Annotated in this window: 15 protein-coding genes; 9 read left to right on the forward strand and 6 right to left on the reverse strand. The window is 70.5% G+C overall.

The window, feature by feature from the left end; all coding sequences use genetic code 11:
• Positions 1 to 54 precede the first annotated feature (54 nt).
• Complete coding sequence (locus tag ACIP8W_RS16525; protein ID WP_401950962.1) at positions 55 to 675, forward strand: 5-formyltetrahydrofolate cyclo-ligase; 621 nt, start codon at positions 55 to 57, stop codon at positions 673 to 675.
• Here ACIP8W_RS16525 and ACIP8W_RS16530 read toward each other — a convergent pair.
• Positions 653 to 3,526 (reverse strand): penicillin acylase family protein, encoded by a 2,874-nt coding sequence (locus tag ACIP8W_RS16530; RefSeq protein ID WP_401950960.1) that lies wholly within the window; start codon positions 3,524 to 3,526, stop codon positions 653 to 655. The genes ACIP8W_RS16525 and ACIP8W_RS16530 overlap by 23 nt on opposite strands.
• 307 nt (positions 3,527 to 3,833) lie before the next feature.
• Between ACIP8W_RS16530 and ACIP8W_RS16535 the strand changes: the two genes are divergently transcribed.
• The 6 genes from ACIP8W_RS16535 (at position 3,834) to ACIP8W_RS16560 (ending at position 10,161) form a co-directional block, all read left to right on the forward strand.
• Positions 3,834 to 5,426: a potassium/proton antiporter gene (locus ACIP8W_RS16535; protein ID WP_401950957.1), complete on the forward strand. Its 1,593-nt coding sequence runs from the start codon at positions 3,834 to 3,836 to the stop codon at positions 5,424 to 5,426.
• A 487-nt stretch (positions 5,427 to 5,913) separates the two neighbouring features.
• Positions 5,914 to 7,176, forward strand: a complete 1,263-nt coding sequence (locus ACIP8W_RS16540; RefSeq protein ID WP_402203482.1) for an MFS transporter — start codon at positions 5,914 to 5,916, stop codon at positions 7,174 to 7,176.
• Between the two features lie 66 nt (positions 7,177 to 7,242).
• A complete protein-coding gene (locus tag ACIP8W_RS16545) occupies positions 7,243 to 7,620 on the forward strand; it encodes an FmdB family zinc ribbon protein (RefSeq protein WP_401950954.1) in 378 nt (125 codons plus the stop codon).
• A 139-nt stretch (positions 7,621 to 7,759) separates the two neighbouring features.
• Positions 7,760 to 8,593, forward strand: coding sequence for an S-methyl-5'-thioadenosine phosphorylase (locus ACIP8W_RS16550; RefSeq protein WP_402148687.1), 834 nt, complete (start codon positions 7,760 to 7,762; stop codon positions 8,591 to 8,593).
• Positions 8,594 to 9,030: 437 nt separating this feature from the next.
• Positions 9,031 to 9,543, forward strand: coding sequence for a hypothetical protein (locus ACIP8W_RS16555; protein WP_401950949.1), 513 nt, complete (start codon positions 9,031 to 9,033; stop codon positions 9,541 to 9,543).
• Positions 9,544 to 9,723: 180 nt separating this feature from the next.
• Complete coding sequence (locus ACIP8W_RS16560; RefSeq protein ID WP_401951305.1) at positions 9,724 to 10,161, forward strand: MscL family protein; 438 nt, start codon at positions 9,724 to 9,726, stop codon at positions 10,159 to 10,161.
• A 40-nt stretch (positions 10,162 to 10,201) separates the two neighbouring features.
• Here the strand turns inward: ACIP8W_RS16560 and ACIP8W_RS16565 are convergent, their stop codons facing one another.
• A complete protein-coding gene (locus ACIP8W_RS16565; protein WP_401950946.1) occupies positions 10,202 to 10,387 on the reverse strand; it encodes a hypothetical protein in 186 nt (61 codons plus the stop codon).
• Positions 10,388 to 10,971: 584 nt separating this feature from the next.
• Between ACIP8W_RS16565 and ACIP8W_RS16570 the strand changes: the two genes are divergently transcribed.
• A complete protein-coding gene (locus ACIP8W_RS16570) occupies positions 10,972 to 11,841 on the forward strand; it encodes a DUF6227 family protein (protein ID WP_401950943.1) in 870 nt (289 codons plus the stop codon).
• 80 nt (positions 11,842 to 11,921) lie between these two features.
• Here the strand turns inward: ACIP8W_RS16570 and ACIP8W_RS16575 are convergent, their stop codons facing one another.
• From ACIP8W_RS16575 to ACIP8W_RS16585, 3 genes are all read right to left on the reverse strand, one after another.
• A complete protein-coding gene (locus ACIP8W_RS16575) occupies positions 11,922 to 14,036 on the reverse strand; it encodes a fructose-specific PTS transporter subunit EIIC (protein ID WP_402203447.1) in 2,115 nt (704 codons plus the stop codon).
• Between the two features lie 91 nt (positions 14,037 to 14,127).
• Positions 14,128 to 15,093, reverse strand: a complete 966-nt coding sequence (pfkB, locus tag ACIP8W_RS16580) for a 1-phosphofructokinase (protein WP_401950937.1) — start codon at positions 15,091 to 15,093, stop codon at positions 14,128 to 14,130.
• An 11-nt stretch (positions 15,094 to 15,104) separates the two neighbouring features.
• Positions 15,105 to 15,866 carry a DeoR/GlpR family DNA-binding transcription regulator gene (locus ACIP8W_RS16585; RefSeq protein WP_401950935.1) on the reverse strand — a complete coding sequence of 254 codons (762 nt, stop codon included), beginning with the start codon at positions 15,864 to 15,866 and terminating at the stop codon, positions 15,105 to 15,107.
• A gap of 182 nt (positions 15,867 to 16,048) precedes the next feature.
• Between ACIP8W_RS16585 and ACIP8W_RS16590 the strand changes: the two genes are divergently transcribed.
• Positions 16,049 to 17,053 carry a helix-turn-helix transcriptional regulator gene (locus ACIP8W_RS16590; protein ID WP_402203449.1) on the forward strand — a complete coding sequence of 335 codons (1,005 nt, stop codon included), beginning with the start codon at positions 16,049 to 16,051 and terminating at the stop codon, positions 17,051 to 17,053.
• Between the two features lie 123 nt (positions 17,054 to 17,176).
• Here the strand turns inward: ACIP8W_RS16590 and ACIP8W_RS16595 are convergent, their stop codons facing one another.
• Positions 17,177 to 18,172, reverse strand: coding sequence for an RNA polymerase sigma factor RpoD/SigA (locus ACIP8W_RS16595; protein WP_401950930.1), 996 nt, complete (start codon positions 18,170 to 18,172; stop codon positions 17,177 to 17,179).
• Between the last annotated feature and the right edge of the window lie 178 nt (positions 18,173 to 18,350).

Below are 18,350 nucleotides of genomic sequence, written 5' to 3' on the forward strand. Positions count from 1 at the left end.
ACTCCGGTTAACTTTGGCCTTATATGCACTCATAGAAGAGGTTTACGAAGCCCCATGGTTCCTGACACATCGGCAAAGGCCGCGCTGCGCCGTGAACTGCTCGCGGCGAGGAGGCTGCTGTCCGGTGAAGACGTACGGACCGCCGCATCGGTTCTGGCGCGGCGGGCGCTGGATCTGCCGGAGCTGTCGGGCGCCCGTACCGTCGCCGCGTACGTCTCGGTCGGGCGCGAGCCCGGCACGCGCGCGTTGCTCGACACGCTGCGCGCGCGGGGCGTGCGGGTCCTGCTGCCCGTCCTGCTCACCGACAACGATCTCGACTGGGCCGTCTACGAGGGCACCGAGGGGCTGGTACGGGCCGGACGGGGCCTCCTGGAACCCGCGGGAGCCCGGCTCGGCCCGCAGGCCGTCCTGGAGGCGGAGACGGTGCTGCTGCCCGGCCTCGCGGTGGACGGGCGCGGCATGCGGCTCGGCCGGGGCGGCGGCTCGTACGACCGCGTCCTCGCCCGCCTCGCGCGCGCGGGCGCCGCACCGGCGCTGATCGTCCTGCTGTACGCGAACGAGGTGGTCGCCCGGGTCCCGGAGGAACCGCACGACCACCCCGTACGAGCGGTGGTGACGCCGGAGGGCGTCAGCCGTTTCGCCGGCCCTGCCCCTACTGGCCGGGCACGGGCTTGAGCGTCAGGGTGTCCTTGGTGGTCCGCTCGACCGCGTTGACGCCGTAGGACCAGTCGAGCAACTCGCCCTCGGACCACTTGTCCGTCTGGTCCGTGTAGTGCGCGCTGTACGCGTGGCCCGAGGCCCCCGTCAGGTTGATCCACCGGGACTTGTCCCAGTCGCCGACGTTGACGACCATCCGCATCGACGGGACCCAGACGACCTCGTAGCCGCCCGCCGCGTTCCAGCCCGTCGCGTCGACCGCCGCCTCGCCACCGCCGAGGTTCCAGGGGCCGCGGTTGAGCATCTGCCGCAGGATGCCGGGGCCCGACGTACCGAGGGTCTGGTTCTTCAGCTCAAGCTGGTGCAGCCGGCCCCAGCTCCAGGTGGAGACGTCCTTGCCGAGCTTGGCGGTCAGCTCCCAGCGCGCGTCCTCCATGGCGCGGGCGAGCAGGCCGTCCCGCGTCGTGGTGCCCGGCTTGCGAGTCGCCGGGGTGGTCCACCAGGGGCTGTCCTCGTCCTTGACGATGTCGCGCACGACCTCGAACCAACGGTCCCCGCCGTCCGGCTGGGCCTGGTCGGGGGCGCGCTGGCCGCACTCCCGTACCAGCGTCGGGTTGTCGTCCACCGGGCCCGTGCTGTTGGCGGGCGGGACGTTGAGGCACTCGCCCTTGACCCGCAGCTCCTTGGGCAGCTTGTTGCCGAAGGCGAGCTTGAGGACATTGCGCCAGACCGCGTTGAAGTAGGCGGCGGCGCCCGAGTCGGCTTCCTGGGTCATGTCCCAGCCCTCAAGGAGCTTCTGCGCCTCGCGGACCGCCGGGTCCGAGACATCGATCTTGAGCAGGTACGGCATCAGCACCTTGGCGATCTGGCTGCTGTTGTCCGTCTGCATGGTCTGCATGTCGTCGGTCGAGATCTTGCCGCCGTCCTTGATCTTCGACTCGATCAGGTCGACGATCCGCTGGCTGCGGGCGCCGTAGCCCCAGTCGTCGGTCAGCGCGTACGGGAACTTCTTCGCGTCGATGACGGCCTGGTTGGCGGTGACGACATAGCCGCGCCTGGGGTTGTACTCGTACGGCATCTCGTCGAACGGGATGTACCGCTCCCACTTGTACTTCGGGTCCCAGCCCGGGGCCGGCGTCTTCCCGTCGAACCCGGCGGAGCGCACCGGGATCCTTCCGGGGGCCTGGTAGCCGATGTTGCCCTTGGTGTCGGCGTAGATGATGTTCTGCGCGGGGACCTCGAAGTGCTCGGCGGCCTTGCGGAAGTCGTCGAAGTCCTTGGCCCTGTTCAGCTCGAAGACCGCTTCCATGGACTTGCCCGGCTGGAGCGCGGTCCACTCCAGGGAGACCGCGTAGCCGTCCCCGCGGTCGGGAGCGACGTTCCCGACCGGGGCCTTCTCGCCGACCTTCTTGAGTTCGCTGTTGCGGTCGGAGACCACGGGACCGTGCTCGGTGGAGCGGACGGTGATCTTCCGGCTCCCGCCGCCCGCGACCTTGATGATCTCGTCGCGGGTGGCGAACTTCTTCTCCTTGCCGCCGTACAGGTACGTGTCGCCGCTGACCTTCTCCAGGTACAGGTCGGTGACATCGGCGCCGAGGTTGGTGAAGCCCCAGGAGACATCCTGGTTATGACCGATTATCACGCCGGGCATTCCGGCGAAGGTGTAGCCGGCGACGTCGTACCTGCAGGTCTCGGAGACGCTGCGGCAGTGCAGACCCATCTGGTACCAGAGCGACGGCAGCTGGGGCGCGAGGTGCGGGTCGTTGGCGAGGAGCGGCTTGCCCGTGGTCGTGTACTTGCCGGAGACGACCCAGGAGTTGGAGCCGATGCCGCTGCCGCTCGGGCCGAGCAGCGCGGGGATCTCCTCCAGGGTGCCGGAAAGGGCGCCGAGCTGGGACTGGAGGCCCTGGGTGGCACCGGAGACGGTGCCGGTGGCCGCGCCTGTTCCCGTGCCGGTTCCTGTGCCTGTGCCGGTGCCTGTGCCTGTGCCTGTGTTGCCGCTGAGGTCGCTGGTGCCGGTGCCTGTCCCGGTCGTACCGCCGGTGCCTGCGCCGGTGCCGATGCCCGTGCCGGTGGCCGACGCGTCACCCGAGGGTTCCGCCTTCGGGTCGTACTTGCCGGTGACCGGGTTGATCCCGCCCTCGGTGACGATGGGCTGGTTCCGGCTGTACGGATACGTCGGGTACAGCTCGTTGATCTGCTGCTCGCTCAACCGGCTGGTCATCAGCGACCGGTCGATCTCGTCCCGCATATTGCCGCGCAGGTCCCAGGCCATCGCCTTGAGCCAGGCGACCGAGTCGACCGGGGTCCACTTCTCGGGCCGGTAGTCGTTCGTGAGGTTCAGCGCCGCGTACTCGACCGAGATGTCCTCGGCGGCGCGGCCCTTGAGATAGGCGTTCACCCCGTCCGCGTACGCCTGGAGGTTCTTCCTGGTGTCGGCGGAGAGCTGGGTGTCGTACTCCTTCTGCGCGACTCCGTGCCAGTCCAGGGTGCGCAGGAAGGTGTCGGTCCGGACCTGCCCCTTCCCGAACATCTCGGAGAGGCGTCCCGCCGTCAGGTGACGGCGTACGTCCATCTCCCAGAAGCGGTCCTGCGCCTGGACGTAGCCCTGGGCACGGAAGAGGTCCTGGTCGCTGTTGGCGTAGATCTGCGGAATGCCGTAGCTGTCGCGCCGGACGTCCACAGGGCCGGAGAGGCCCTGGAGTTCGACCGTTCCGGTGGTCCGGGGGAAGGAGGCGCGGACTGTACTGACACCCCAGAACGCCCCGTATCCGACACCCGCGACAAGCGCCAGCACCAGGACGATCACGATCAGACGGGCGCGTCGCCCCTTCTTTTTGACGGAAGGGGGGGCTGTATTGGCGGGCATCGCTGTCCTTCGAGGGGCAGGGTGGTCCTGGAATGCTGGAGCAACCATAGGCGCAGCGCTTCACCGCGCCGGACGCGGTGTCACGCAGTACGACTCATCAGTTGATCACACAGCTATTTCGCGCAGGGTTTTACGGACGGATTCGCACCGCGATCTCCCGCGACCGCGACGGAGATCACACCGGAACGACTCGGCGACCTTCGAGCGCTTCGGGACCTCCCAGTCGTACTGACGATCGAAAACGTCAAGAAAACGTTAAAGATTAGGTAAGGTAACGAAGTACCGGCCGCCGGAGAAACGATCCGGTGTGCGCGAGGGGAAGGATCGGCCGCTGTCTGTCCACCATCTCAATGAACTCCTGCTGATCAGCTCGCTCGTGCTGCTGATCGCGGTCGCGGCCGTCCGCATCTCGTCCCGGAGCGGCCTTCCCAGCCTGCTGCTCTACCTCGGCATCGGGGTCATCATGGGGCAGGACGGGCTTTTCGACCTCAAATTCGACAATGCCGAACTGACCCAGGTCATCGGATACGCCGCGCTCGTGGTGATCCTCGCCGAGGGCGGTCTGGGCACCAAGTGGAAAGAAGTGAAACCGGCGCTGCCCGCCGCCGCCGCGATGTCGACCGTCGGTGTCGGCGTGAGCGTCGGGGTGACGGCCTCGGCCGCGCACTACCTGATAGATCTGGAGTGGCGACAGGCACTGATCATCGGAGCGGTCGTCTCCTCGACGGACGCGGCGGCGGTCTTCTCCGTACTGCGCAAGGTGCCGCTGCCGTCCCGGGTGACCGGGGCGCTGGAGGCCGAGTCGGGGTTCAATGACGCCCCCGTGGTGATCATGGTGGTCGCGCTCTCGGTCACGGGACCGGTCGAGCACTGGTACCTCCTGCTCGCCGAGATCACGCTGGAACTGGCGATCGGCGCCTGCGTCGGGCTCGCGGTCGGCTGGGCGGGCGCCTTCGGGCTGCGCCATGTCGCCCTGCCCGCCTCCGGGCTCTACCCGATCGCGGTGATGGCCATCGCGGTCTCGGCGTACGCGATCGGCGCCACCGCCCACGGCAGCGGCTTCCTCGCCGTCTATCTCGCCTCGATGGTCCTCGGGAACTCCAAGCTGCCGCACGCCCCGGCCAACCGCGGGTTCGCGGAAGGGCTCGGCTGGATCGCGCAGATCGGCATGTTCGTCCTGCTCGGACTGCTGGTGACACCGCACGAGCTGGGCGACGACGTCCTGCCCGCACTGATCGTCGGACTGGTGCTGACCGTGGTGGCACGGCCGCTGTCGGTGCTGATCAGCCTGCTGCCATTCCGTATCCCCTGGCAGGAGCAGGCCCTGATGTCCTGGGCCGGACTGCGCGGAGCGGTGCCCATCATCCTGGCGACCATCCCGATGGTGTCGCACATCGAGGGCAGTCTGCGGATCTTCAACATCGTCTTCATCCTGGTCGTCGTCTACACCCTGATCCAGGGGCCGACGCTGCCCTGGCTGGCGAAGGCGCTGAAGCTCGGCTCCTCCTCCGAAGCCTCGGATCTGGGCATCGAGTCGGCGCCGCTGGAGCGGCTGCGCGGGCATCTGCTGTCGGTGGCCATCCCCGAGCGGTCGAAGATGCACGGCGTGGAGGTCGCGGAACTGCGGCTGCCCGCCGGGGCCGCGGTCACCCTGGTCGTACGGGACGGGAAGAGCTTCGTCCCCCTCCCGGCGACCGTGCTGCGACGCGGCGACGAGCTGCTGGTGGTGGCGACGGATCCGGTACGGGACACGGCGGAGCAGCGACTGCGCGCGGTGGGCCAGGGCGGAAAGCTGGCCGGATGGCTGGGCACGGGCACGGGTTCAGGTGCGGGTGCGGGGGCAGGTGCGGGTACAAGCCGGAACGCGGGCCGGAGTGCGGGGACTGCGGGCCGCCGGTGACCCGCAGTCGGCGGGCCGCAGTCCGGTGCGTCCCCGGTCAGTGCGTCCCCGGTCAGTGCGTCTCTGGTCAGTGCGTCTCTGGTCAGTGCGTCTCTGGTCAGTGCTCTTCGCCCGGTACGTCTCTGCCCGTTGTTTCGCAATCGGAGGCGGGGTGAGTGGTGGCCGGCTCTTTCCCAGGTCGCGTGCGGCCCTTGCCTGTACGATTAAGGCGCACCTGATCGAACCAAACTCTGCCTGACGCAGTGCTGGCGCGACCGTATGGCGGCCGTAGCGTTCCCGCAGTGGGGCCTGGCATCTACCGCAGTTCCGCGCGAGAGGACAGCGCTCGGCCACCGCCCGCACCCCGGGCGCGCTACCAGGCGGCAGAAAGGCAAGGACCGTGTCCTACAACACGGTCGAGTCCGCCGGATCCCCCGAGGGGCCCGCGAGGACTGCCAAGGACCCCGCGAGCGGTACGGAGCCGGCGGGCCGCCCCGGATACGGGCGGCTGCTGCGCACCCCGGGCGCCCGGTCGTTCCTGCTTCCCGGCTTCGCCGCCCGTCAGCCCTTCGCGATGCTGACGATCGGCATCGTGCTGCTGGTCGAGCACACCACCGGCTCGTACGGCCGCGCCGGGGCCGTCGCCGCGGCGACCGGTGTCTCCATGGCGCTGTTCGCGCCCCAGAGCGGCAAGCTCGCGGACCGGTTCGGGCAGCGCGCCGTGCTGGTGCCCGGCGTACTGCTGCACACCGCGTCCGTGGCCGCGCTCATCGCACTCGCGCTGGCCGGTGCTCCGCTGTGGGCACTGTTCGCGGCGGCCGTGCCGACAGGCGCTTCCGTCCCGCAGATCGGCCCCATGGTGCGATCGCGCTGGGCAGCGGTCCTGGGCGGTGCTCCCGGATCGGGGTCGGGGGCTGGTGCCGGGGCGGCGCTGCTGCCGACCGCCGCCGCCTTCGAATCCGTGACGGACGAGTTCACCTTTGTCATCGGGCCGGTCCTCGCGACGGCGCTGGCGACCGGCGTGCACCCGGCCGCCGGGCTGATCGCCGAAGCCGCGCTGACCCTGGTCGGCGGACTGCTCTTCGCCGCCCAGCGCGGCACCCAGCCACAGCCCGTCCCGCACGTGAAGGGCGCCTCCGCCGAGCCGCGCGCCTCGGCGCTGTCGGTGCCGGGGGTACGGGTGCTGGTGGTGGCCTTCCTGGGGATCGGCTCGGTCTTCGGCGGGATGCAGGTCTCACTCACCGCGTTCGCCGAGGAGATCGGCAACCCCGGCGCGAACGGCCTGCTGTACGGGATCTTCGCCGCCGGCAACATGCTGGCCGGAATCGTGTGCGGCACCCTCGCCTGGAAGGTGGGCCCGCGCCGTCGGCTGCTGGTCGGGTACGCCGGGCTGACGCTGGCCACCTCCGGGTTGTGGGCGGTGCACTCCGTGCCGCTGCTGGCCGGCCTGGGGCTGCTGGTCGGGCTCTGCATCGCGCCCGCGCTGATCACGGGCTACACGCTGATCGATTCGCTGGTCCCCTCCTCCGCTCGTACCGAAGCCTTCACCTGGCTGACCGGCGCGGTCGCGCTCGGCCAGGCCGCGGCAGTCACGGCTGCCGGACAACTGGCCGACGCCCATGGCGCGAGCGCCGGATTCACGGTGCCCCTCGCCGGTACGGCGCTGGCGCTGGCGACCCTGATGGCACTGCGGTCGCGGCTGTCCCCGAGGGCACCGGGCCGGGTCGCCACACGTGGGATGAGTCACCGCGTGCCGGTGGCAGTGGACTGATCGCGCGGAATACGTCACTATAGAACGTCGTTAGCACTCATTGAGTGAGAGTGCCAGGAGGAGCAAGTGCCGACCTACCAGTACAAGTGCACCGAGTGCGGCGAGGGCCTTGAAGCGGTGCAGAAATTCACCGATGACGCCCTCACCGTCTGCCCGAGTTGCGAGGGACGCCTGAAGAAGGTGTTCTCCGCTGTCGGCGTCGTCTTCAAGGGCTCCGGGTTCTACCGCAACGACAGCCGTGGCTCGTCGTCGAGCAGCGCACCGGCCACGACCGGCTCCGCCGCGGCGAAGTCGTCCTCGTCGTCGGAGGCCAAGACGGGCGCGTCCGCTTCGGCGTCGGGCTCCGGGTCCGCCTCGGCAGGCGCCTCTTCGAGCGGTTCGAGCTCCAGCTCGGGGTCGAGCACCGGCTCGTCGAGCAGCTCCAGCGGCTCCTCGGCCGCCTGATCATCGCTCCACAGCTTTCTCCGTAGTCTTTGCGGTTCGATTATTGCGGCTTTCTCGTCGAAGGGTCCCGTCGTGTTCACACGGCCGGGGCCCTTCGCGTATGCCCGTACGTGCGCGTGAGTACGGTTAGTGTGACCGAATGGCAAATGCAGAGATCGGCGTGATCGGCGGCTCGGGCTTCTACTCCTTTCTGGAGGACGTGACCGAGGTCCAGGTGGAAACCCCGTACGGGAAGCCCAGCGACTCCCTCTTCCTCGGCGAGATCGCCGGCCGACGCGTCGCGTTCCTGCCCCGGCACGGCCGCTCCCACGACCTCCCTCCGCACCGCATCAACTACCGGGCCAATCTCTGGGCGCTGCGCTCCGTCGGGGTGAAGCAGGTCCTGGGACCGTGCGCGGTGGGCGGGTTGCGGGAGGAGTACGGACCGGGGACGCTGCTCGTACCGGATCAACTGGTCGACCGTACGAAGACCCGCGCCCAGACCTACTACGACGGGGTACCGCTACCGGACGGGAGCGCCTCCAACGTCGTCCACATCTCGCCCGCCGACCCGTACTGCCCCGAGGGCCGCAGGAGCACGCTGGCGGCGGCGCGCGGACGCGGCTGGGAGCCGGTGGACGGCGGAACGCTGGTGGTCGTCGAGGGGCCGCGCTTCTCGACCCGGGCGGAATCGCGGTGGCATGCGGCGATGGGCTGGTCGGTGGTCGGAATGACCGGGCACCCCGAGGCCGTACTCGCTCGTGAACTGGGGCTCTGCTACACCTCCATGGCTCTGGTGACGGATCTGGACGCGGGGGCCGAGACCGGCGAGGGGGTCTCCCACGAGGAGGTCCTCAAGGTCTTCGCCTCCAATGTGGACCGGCTGCGCACCGTGCTCTTCGACGCGGTGGGCGGATTGCAGCCGAGCGGGACGCGGGACTGTCTGTGCTCGCATGCGCTGGACGGGATCGACACCGGGCTCGAACTGCCCTGAGGACGAACCGACCGGCTCGCGAACTGCTCTGCCCACGAGGTGCCCCGCTCCCCCGCGAGCCATGCGCGGGGCAGGCGGATTTGGCCGGGCGAGCGCCTGAACCACTCGCGAGGGTGAGGGAGTTGTCCACAATCGGGAGCTGATCCACAGCCCCCGGCGGGATCGTGGCGGAGCGTGGATCGTGAGGGGCGGATCACGAAAACTCCTCACGTCAGGCGGTGTTCAGCATGTCCCGTTCCTTCGCGCACGACCCGTCGTCCGCCTCTCCCCTGCCTCCCCTGCCTCCCCTGCCTCAGCTGTCGTCCACAGCTTCCGGGGTGCCCGGTGGCCCCGACGCTTCCGGGCTCCCCGGGCCTGCGGGAATCGCCGGGCCCTGCGGAGTCTCCGGGATCGCCGGGGCGCCGCTTCCGCCCTCTTCCGCGCCGGAGCCGCGCGGTGTGCCCGCGTTCGACCCGCTGCGGGTGCGCGGGTCCGGCCGGCGGCTGCGCCGGGCGCTGCTCAGGCGGCGACGGGCGACGGCGGCCGGACTGGCCATGACGGCCGCCGCGCTGGCCGCCACCGGGGCGGGCGGCGCCGTCGGCGCGGCCGGGGCCACGGCCGCCGCGGACGCCCGTACGGAGGCCGCGGCGCGCGCTGTGGCGGCGGCGTCCCCGCCGGAGCCTGCCCGGCAGCACACTCGGCGGCCCGCCGGGATGGTGTCCGCCCCCGTCCGTATCGCCGACGCGGCGACGGTCCGGCTGCTGCGGCGCGGGGACCGGGTGGATGTGATCGCGGCGGCGGAGGGCGCGCCCGAGGCACGGGTGGTGGCCATGGGGGTCCGGGTCGCCGCGATCCCGAGGGCGCGGGAGCCGGAACCGGACGGCGGGGCGCTGATCGTGCTGTCCGTGCCCCGGGACACCGCGACGGCGCTGGCGGGCGCCGGGCCACGGCTGTCGGTGACGCTGTGCTGAGGCGGAGTCGTACAGGCGCGCTAGGGCGTCGCCTGATCGCGTGGGCGGATTGGACAGAGCGGGCACGCACTGCCGTAGGTTTCGCACCGGATTGTCATCCCTACCGCACATGTGAAGAAAGGCTCACCCGTGAGCAAGGAGCAGAAGGAAAGCGTGCTGGCGGGCTTCAAAGCCTTCTTGATGCGCGGCAACGTGATCGACCTCGCGGTCGCGGTTGTCATCGGCGCGGCGTTCACCAATGTGGTGAACTCGCTCGTCAAGGGCGTGATCAACCCGCTGGTCGGCGCATTCGGCACCAAGGACCTGGACCACTACAGCTCGTGCCTGAAGGCGCCGTGTGTGACGAAGGGGGGCGAGGTCGTCAAGGGCATCCCGATCATGTGGGGATCGGTGCTGAGCGCCGTCCTCACGTTCCTGATCACGGCGGCCGTCGTGTACTTCCTGATGGTGCTGCCGATGTCCAAGTACCTCGCCCGGCGGGCCAGGCAGCAGGCCGCCAAGGAGCAGGTCCAGGAGGTCCTGGAGGTCAGCGAGCTGGAGGTCCTGAAGGAGATCAGGGACGCCCTGGTGGCGCAGCGCGGCCCGGGGCAGTCCGCCCAGGGGCAGCCGACATCCTGAGCGCCGGGCGGGGCCCTGTCACGGGCCCCGGCCCGGGGAATCAGATGTGGTGGGGCGGCTTCTCGTCGAGGAAGCGGGCGAGATCGGCGGCGCTGTCGCCGCTCCCGGAGGGGCGCTCTCCCCAGCCCCGGTCCGTGTCGTCCGAGGACGGCTGGTCCAGCGGATCGTCGAAGATAAGCGCCGCCGGGCTGGGCCTCGGCGGCTCGGGGATGGGGGCTGTGCTCATAACTCCAGGGTACGGGCCCGTGTGTCGCGCGGGCCCGGCCGTAGACCGGCTGATGGCTACGGCGTACCGGCGCTGCTTCAGCGGCCGTACGGAAGTCACTGAAGTCTCCGACGCGCTAAACCTCCCGCAGGGGCGCAGGAAGCACCGGACGCGCCATGGACAGGCGCGGACGGGCGCGGGAAGCTCACGGAGAGGGCGCACGGCGGTATCGCGCGCGCCGTCCGTTCTGTACATCTACCGAACGACAGAGATACCGTTTTCTCTCCGGCGGCGGGCCAGCTTCCCTCGACCGAAGGGGATCCGCTCGCTCCCAACGAGGTACTGACGGTGGGTTTGGTTGGTGTGACCAGGACAATCATGTCGGCTGTCCGCGCGGCGAAGGACGCCGACGGGCCTGCCGGGACGTTTTCGCCGGATCACACGTTGAACGGATGGACTGAGGGGCGCGGAGCACAGTTGGAGGGGGCGCGCAAGAATTTTACGTACGCCCCCTTCGTTTTCCCGAACTTGGGACGCGATGTCAGCCCTAGGCACTACGTTATGCAATCACCAAGTGACATGTGGCGACGGCCTGGAGACCCATCTTGAACGATCCCTACGAGACAACCGAGACGCAACTCGAGCGACTCCTGGGTCGGGCACTCAACTCCTTCGACCTGCCTGACGCATTGGTCGAACGACTCGACCATGCGCTGGCGCACGCCAGCTCGCTGTGTTCCGCGCACCACAGTGCGGGGCTGCACCGCGAGACGTACAGGCATACCTATCTCCTCGCGGACGGCAGCGCGCTCAGTCTCTGGGAGCTGGTGCACAACACCGGCCGGGACGGCACACGGCTCCACGAGGTATATGCGGACGAGTCCGACGCGCAGCTCGCGGCGGCCCGTCTCTGTCTCCCCGGCAGTCCGGAGGCGCCTCGGCTCTCCGGTTTCGACCTGGACGACCGGGAGGACCTGTCGGCCCCGGAAGCGGCGGACCACGACGACGAGCCGTCCATGGACGAACTCGCGGCCGGGCTGCTCTCGGAGCTGGAAACGGAGCGTACGGCGGAGATCGACGCCCACCTGGCGCTGCTCCGCGCGCTGCGGGCCCTGCCCGCCCCGGCGCCGGCCACCCGGCACCGGATGTACTCCCCCGACAATTCGCCGGACCACGCCCGCCGGGTGCTGCGGCGGGCGGAGAACGACAACAGGCCGGGTGAGGAGACCACGCGGCTGCTGAAGACGGCGTTCGCGCACCACATCACGCAGGTCTTCGGAAGGCAGTGCCAGATCGAGGGGAAGGACGCGGGGTTCATGCTCTACGAGCACGCGTTCCTGCTCATCGACGGCCGTGAGATGAGCCTCTGGGAGGTGGAGCACACGGCGACGCGGGACGGCCGCCATATGTGCGAGGTGTACGAGGCGGAGCACACCGCGCGCGAAGCCATGGAGTTTCGCGCGCGGGTGCTCTGAGGCGATGCGGGCACCTGACGCGTGAAGAGGACGCGGGGGCTGCCACCTGGGGACGGCCCTTGCGGACTCGGGCAGCCGGCTCAGACGGCCACCGGGACCTTGGCCTCCTCGCCGGTCGGGCCGCCGCCGGTGGCTATGGCCTCCTCGGCCCCGTCCGCCTGATCCGGGCGGCCCGTCCTGCGGGCCCCTTTGAGCAGGATGACGAGTGCCGCGCTCACCAGGGTGCCCGCCGCGATGGCGACCAGGTAGAGGAACGGATTGCCGATCAGCGGGATCACGAAGATTCCGCCGTGCGGCGCCCGCAGGGTGCACTCGAAGAGCATCGACAGCGCACCGGTCACCGCGCCGCCCGCCATCGCGGACGGGATGACCCGCAGCGGGTCCGCGGCGGCGAACGGGATCGCGCCCTCGGTGATGAAGGACGCGCCGAGCACCCAGGCGGCCTTGCCGTTCTCCCGTTCGGTACGGGTGAACAGCTTGCTCCGTACGGTCGTGGCGAGCGCCATCGCGAGCGGCGGGACCATGCCCGCAGCCATCACGGCGGCCATGACCTTGAGGCTTCCCGGGTTGGGGTTGGCGAGGCCGCCGACGGCGAAGGCATAGGCGACCTTGTTCAGCGGGCCGCCCAGGTCGAAGCACATCATCAGGCCGAGGATGACGCCCAGGATGACGGCGTTGGCCCCGGAGAGACCGGACAGCCAGTCGGTCAGGGCCTTCTGCAGCTCGGCGATCGGCTTGCCGACCACCAGGAACATCAGGAAGCCGACGACGATGGAGGAGAGGAGGGGAATCACGACCACAGGCATGATCCCGCGCAACGGAGCCGGCACCCTCACCCGCTGGATGGCCATCACCGTACCGCCCGCGATCAGACCGGCGACCAGGCCGCCGAGGAAGCCCGCGTTGATGGTGAGGGCGATGGAGCCGCCGACGAAGCCGGGCACAAGACCTGGCCGGTCGGCCATCCCGTACGCGATGAAGCCCGCCAGGACGGGCACCAGGAAGCCGAACGCCATCCCGCCGATCTGGAACAGCAGAGCCGCCCAGCTGACATGGTCGGTCCAGACGAAGTGCTCGGCGACGGAAGGAGCCTTGTTGATGGTGTAGCCACCGATGGCGAAGCCGAGGGCGATCAGGAGACCGCCCGCCGCGACGAACGGGACCATGTAACTCACGCCGGACATCAGCCACTTGCGCAGCTTGGTGCCGTAACCCTCGCCGGGTTCTCCCGCGTTGTCCACGGGGGTGTTGCGGGTGCTGGCGGCGGCGGTCACCTCGCCGCGTTCCGCCTTGCCGCGTGCTTCGGCGATCAGTTCGGCGGGGCGGTTGATACCGGCCTTGACGCCGACGTCCACGGTGGGCTTGCCGGCGAAGCGCTCCTTCTCCCGTACGGGTACATCGTGCGCGAAGATCACGGCGTCCGCGGCGGCGATGACCGCCGGGTCGACCCGGTTGAACCCGGAGGATCCCTGTGGCTCGACGACCAGCTCGACGCCCGCCTGCTGACCGGCCTGCTCCAGCGCCTCGGCGGCCATGTAGGTGTGGGCGATACCGGTGGGGCAGGAGGTGACGGCGACGATCCGGAAGACCTGCTCCGGGAGCGTGGACTTCTCGGGGGACGGGGGCTGCTCCGAAGACGGGGAGTTCTCCGTCTCGGGGGCGGTCTGCTCCGGCTCGGGCGGGGCCTCGGAGGGCGGGGCCTCGGGCGCCGCCGGGACCGGCTTCCGGACCGGCCCCGGGGCTGCCGCCGGGGCTTCCTCGCCGCTGATCAGGGCGGCGGCGGCCGACGGGTCGATCGCCGACCGCAGCGCCGTCGTGAACTCCTCGTTCATCAGACGGCGGGCCAGGGCCGACAGGATCGTCAGATGCGCGTCGTCGGCCCCGGCCGGGGCCGCGATCAGGAAGATCAGGTCGGCGGGCCCGTCGGGCGCGCCGAAGTCGATGCCCTCGGCCGAGCGCCCGAAGGCCAGCGTCGGCTCGGCGACATGCGCGCTGCGGCAGTGCGGGATACCGATCCCGCCGTCGAGGCCGGTCGGCATCTGCGCCTCGCGCGCCGCCACATCGGCCAGGAAGCCGTCCAGGTCGGTGACCCGGCCCAGGGCCACCATGCGCTCGGCCAGCGAGCGGGCCGCTGCTTCCTTTGTCTCGGCGGCCAGGTCGAGATCGACCAGGTCCGCGGTGATCATGCCGCTCATCGCGGGCTCCTTTGCTCGCTTATCGCACGGTGCGGGGAGGAAAAAAGGGAGGGGAAGGGGGAAAGGGCGGGGGGAGGAAGAGGCGGAAGGCTCATGAGGCGGGCTCCGTGAGAAGGCGGTCCAGCGGGATGTCCGTGGTCACCGTGACCGCCGACGGGTCCAGGTCCTGTGGCGACGGCATCACGCTGCCCGGCAGCTGTACCGCCGCGGCGCCGTGCGCGACGGCGGACGCGAGCGCCTCGGGACCCGCGCCGCCCGCCGCCAGGAATCCGGCGAGGGAGGCGTCGCCCGCGCCCACGTTGCTGCGGACCGAGGCGACCCGGGCGGAGCCGAAGTAGGTGCCCGCCGCCGAGACGAGCAGCTGGCCGTCCGCGCCGAGGCTCGCCAGAACGGCGTGGGCGCCGTACGTCCGCAGCTCCTCCGCGGCCTTGAGCGCGTCGCCGACCGTGGCGAGCGGGCGGCCCACGGCCTGGGCCAGTTCCTCGGCGTTCGGCTTGACGACGTCCGGCCGCTCCCGGAGGGCGGCGAGCAGCGAGGGGCCCGAGGTGTCGAGCGCGATCCTGGCTCCGGCGCGGTGGGCGCGGGCGACCAGTTCGGCGTACCACTCGGGGGCGAGCCCGCGCGGCAGGCTGCCGCAGCACGCTATCCAGGTCACGGGGGTGGCCCCCGGGCCCGTACCGGCGCTCGTGCCGATGGCGGAGAGCAGCGCCTCCGACTCCTCTGCGGTCAGCTCGGGGCCCGGCGCGTTGATCTTCGTCAGGGTGCCGTCGGGCTCGGCGAGCGCGATGTTGGAGCGGGTCGTGCCCGCGACCGGCACCGGTACGACCTCGATGCCCTGCTCCGCGAGGAGTTCGGCCACCAGGGCGCCCGGCGCGCCGCCGAGCGGCAGCACGGCGACCGTGCGCCGACCCGCGGCCGCGACGGCCCGCGAGACGTTGACGCCCTTGCCGCCCGGATCCACGCGCTCGGCCGTGGCCCGCAGCACTTCGCCCCGGTCCAGCGCCGGGACCTCGTACGTACGGTCCAGGCTCGGGTTGGGGGTGATGGTGAGAATCATGCGGCGGTCTCCTATACACACAGCACTTCGGCGCCCGCGGCCCTCACCGCGGCGGCGTCCGAAAAGCTGAGCCCGCGGTCGGTGATGAGCAGATCGACATCGGCGAGGGTGCCGAAGCACGCGAAGTGTTCCTGGCCGTGCTTGGTCGAGTCGGCGAGCAGCACCACCCGCCGAGCGGCGGAGACGACCGCGCGTTTCACGGCGGCCTCGGCGAGGTCCGGGGTGGTCAGGCCGGCCCGGGGCGAGAACCCGTTGGTGCCGAGGAAGACGACATCGGCACGGATCTCCCCGTACGCCCGCAGCGCCCAGGCGTCGACGGCGGCGCGGGTACGGTTGCGGACCCTGCCGCCGACCAGGTGGAGATCGATCCCGGGGTGGTCCGCGAGCCGGGCCGCGGCGGGCAGCGCGTGGGTGACGACGGTGAGTCCGCACTCCAGCGGCAGATTCGCGGCGAGCCGTGCCACGGTCGAGCCCGCGTCCAGGATCACGCTGCCGTCCCTCGGCAGCTCGGCGAGGGCCGCGTGCGCGATCCGGTCCTTCTCGTCGGCGGCGGTGGACTCGCGCTCGGCGAGGTCCGGCTCGAAGTCCAGCCGCCCGGCGGGTATGGCCCCGCCGTGCACCCGTCGTACGAGTCCGGCCCGGTCCAGGGCCTTCAGATCCCGTCGTACGGTCTCGGCCGTGACCTGGAACTCCTCGGCCAGTGACAGCACATCGACGCGTCCGCTCTCCCGTGCCAAGCGCAGGATCTCCTGCTGACGCTCCGGTGCGTACATGTGGATTTACGTCCGTTCTGTGCCCGAACCTGTGGTTTCGACGGAAGGCTACGCGCACATTTCGGCAAAGTAAACACATCTGGGCGCCGTACGGACACGATCGGGCATCACCGGAGCATCCAGGTGGCCGACCCCGCCATCTAGGCCGGGAAGTGTCCTAGATGGCACCCACCATGGCTCGCATGACCGATACTCCGGCGCGCCTCCTCAGCCTGCTGTCCCTCCTCCAGACCCCGCGCGAGTGGCCCGGCAGCGAGCTGGCCGAGCGTCTCGACGTCAGCGCGCGCACCATCCGCCGCGATATCGACCGGCTGCGCTCCCTCGGCTATCCCGTCGAGGCCACGATGGGCGCGGTCGGCGGCTACCGGCTGGTCGCCGGTACGGCCATGCCGCCGCTGCTGCTCGACGACGGGGAAGCGGTGGCCATCGCCGTGGGGCTGCGGGCCGGGGCGGGCCATGCCATCGCGGGCGTGGACGAGGCTTCCGTACGGGCTCTCACCAAGCTGGAGCAGGTGCTGCCGCCCCGGCTGCGGCACCGTGTCTCGACCCTCCAGTCCGCCACGCTGGCGCTCACGCGCGGAGACGGGGCGACCATCGATCCGCGCGCCCTGACGGTGCTGGCCACCGCCGTCACAGGCACGCAGCGGCTGCGCTTCGGCTACCGCTCCGGGTCGGGCGAGGAGTCCAGGCGCCAGGTCGAGCCGTACCGGCTGGTCTCCACCGACCGGCGCTGGTACCTGGTCGCGTACGACCTCGGGCGCGACGACTGGCGTACGTTCCGGGTCGACCGGGTCGGCGAGCCGTTCGCCACCGGCGCCCGGTTCACCCCGCGCGCGCTGCCGAGCGGCGGGGACGCCGCGCAGTTCCTGGTCCGCTCCATGGCCCGGACGCAGCCTCGGCTGGAGCTGGATGTGAGCTTCGCGGCGGACGCGGCCCATGTGGCGGGGCGGCTGCCCGGCCACATGGGCGTACCGGAGCCGACCGGACCGGACTCGTGCCGACTGCGGGCCGTCGTGGCCGACTCCCCGGAGTGGCTGGCGCTGCGGCTGGCGCTGGTGGGCCGTGAGTTCACCGTGCACGGGCCCGCGGAGCTGGCCGGCTGTGTAAGCGAGCTGGGCGGACGCCTCACCCGGGCGGCCTCGCCCATGGAACGGGCGGCCTCGCCCATGGAAAAGGGGCAGAGGTGAGCCCCGGCACCTGGGGGGGGTTGGTGCCGGGGCTCGTCTTCGGGGGCCGACGAATCGGCCGCCGCGTACCGCTCACGGAGCGAGTACGCGTAAGGGCGACACTACGGCTACTGGACGGTGACGTCACGCCGCCGCGTCGAAACCGGTGTCCCGAGCCATCTTTTTCAGCTCTATCAGGGCGTGCTTCTCGATCTGCCGGATCCGCTCGCGTGTCAGCCCGTGCTGCTTGCCCACCTCGGTCAGCGTACGCTCCCGGCCGTCCTCGATGCCGTACCTCATCCTGATGATCGAGGCGGTGCGCTGGTCGAGCTTGCCTATGAGGTCCTCCAGCTCCTCGCTGCGCAGCAGCGTGAGCACGGACTGCTCGGGCGAGACCGCGGACGTGTCCTCCAGGAGGTCGCCGAACTGGGTGTCCCCGTCGTCGTCCACCGACATGTTCAGGCTGACCGGGTCGCGCGCCCAGTCCAGCACGTCGATGACGCGCGCCGGGTTCGAGTCCAGCTCGGCGGCGACCTCGGCGGGCTCGGGGTCGCGGCCGTGCTCGCGGTTGAACTCGCGCTGCACGCGCCGGATCCTGCCCAGCTCCTCCACCAGGTGGACGGGCAGCCGGATCGTACGCGACTGGTCGGCTATGGAGCGGGTGATGGCCTGGCGGATCCACCAGGTCGCGTACGTCGAGAACTTGAAGCCCTTGGCGTAGTCGAACTTCTCCACCGCGCGCACCAGTCCCGCGTTCCCCTCCTGGATCAGGTCCAGCAGGGGCAGACCGCTGCGCGGGTAACGGCGCGCGACGGCCACCACGAGGCGGAGGTTCGAGCGGATGAAGACGTCCTTCGCGCGCTCACCGGCGGCGTACAACGCCTCCAGCTCGTCGCGCGAGGCGCCCGCTCCCTCGCTCTCCGTCTCGCCGTCGAGTATCTTCCGGGCGAAGACCCCGGCCTCGATGATCTGGGACAGCTCGACTTCCTTTGCGGCGTCGAGCAGCGGCGTACGCGCGATCTCGTCGAGGTACATGCCGACCAGGTCGCGATCGGCGATCTCCCCGCCCGTGGCGCGAACTCTGCTTGCCGCTTTCGCCCCACCGGTGGCGGAACGACGGGCGACGGCACGGGTTGCCATGCGAGCTCCCTTACTGAACTGAGTAGGTCGCGACACCCTTCCGGGTGCCCTGCATCCGTTGGAAACAACGACTGGAATCCGGACAGAATTCCCATGGCGTGCATCGATTTTCCGATCATGCAGTACCCTGTGCCGCGATCCGGGGCGGACCGGTCTCGTGCGTACCAACAGAAGCGCA

Origin of the sequence: Streptomyces sp. NPDC088554, assembly GCF_044752945.1 — a bacterium.
Classification (GTDB): Bacteria; Actinomycetota; Actinomycetes; order Streptomycetales; family Streptomycetaceae; genus Streptomyces.

Coding starts and splice junctions, on each gene's coding strand:
- ACIP8W_RS16525 (WP_401950962.1), top strand. CDS start 55: ATGGTTCCTGACACATCGGCAAAGGCCGCGCTGCGCCGTGAACTGCTC.
- ACIP8W_RS16530 (WP_401950960.1), bottom strand. CDS start 3,526: ATGCCCGCCAATACAGCCCCCCCTTCCGTCAAAAAGAAGGGGCGACGC.
- ACIP8W_RS16550 (WP_402148687.1), top strand. CDS start 7,760: ATGGCAAATGCAGAGATCGGCGTGATCGGCGGCTCGGGCTTCTACTCC.
- ACIP8W_RS16560 (WP_401951305.1), top strand. CDS start 9,724: ATGCGCGGCAACGTGATCGACCTCGCGGTCGCGGTTGTCATCGGCGCG.
- ACIP8W_RS16565 (WP_401950946.1), bottom strand. CDS start 10,387: ATGAGCACAGCCCCCATCCCCGAGCCGCCGAGGCCCAGCCCGGCGGCG.
- ACIP8W_RS16575 (WP_402203447.1), bottom strand. CDS start 14,036: ATGAGCGGCATGATCACCGCGGACCTGGTCGATCTCGACCTGGCCGCC.
- pfkB (WP_401950937.1), bottom strand. CDS start 15,093: ATGATTCTCACCATCACCCCCAACCCGAGCCTGGACCGTACGTACGAG.
- ACIP8W_RS16585 (WP_401950935.1), bottom strand. CDS start 15,866: ATGTACGCACCGGAGCGTCAGCAGGAGATCCTGCGCTTGGCACGGGAG.
- ACIP8W_RS16590 (WP_402203449.1), top strand. CDS start 16,049: ATGACCGATACTCCGGCGCGCCTCCTCAGCCTGCTGTCCCTCCTCCAG.
- ACIP8W_RS16595 (WP_401950930.1), bottom strand. CDS start 18,172: ATGGCAACCCGTGCCGTCGCCCGTCGTTCCGCCACCGGTGGGGCGAAA.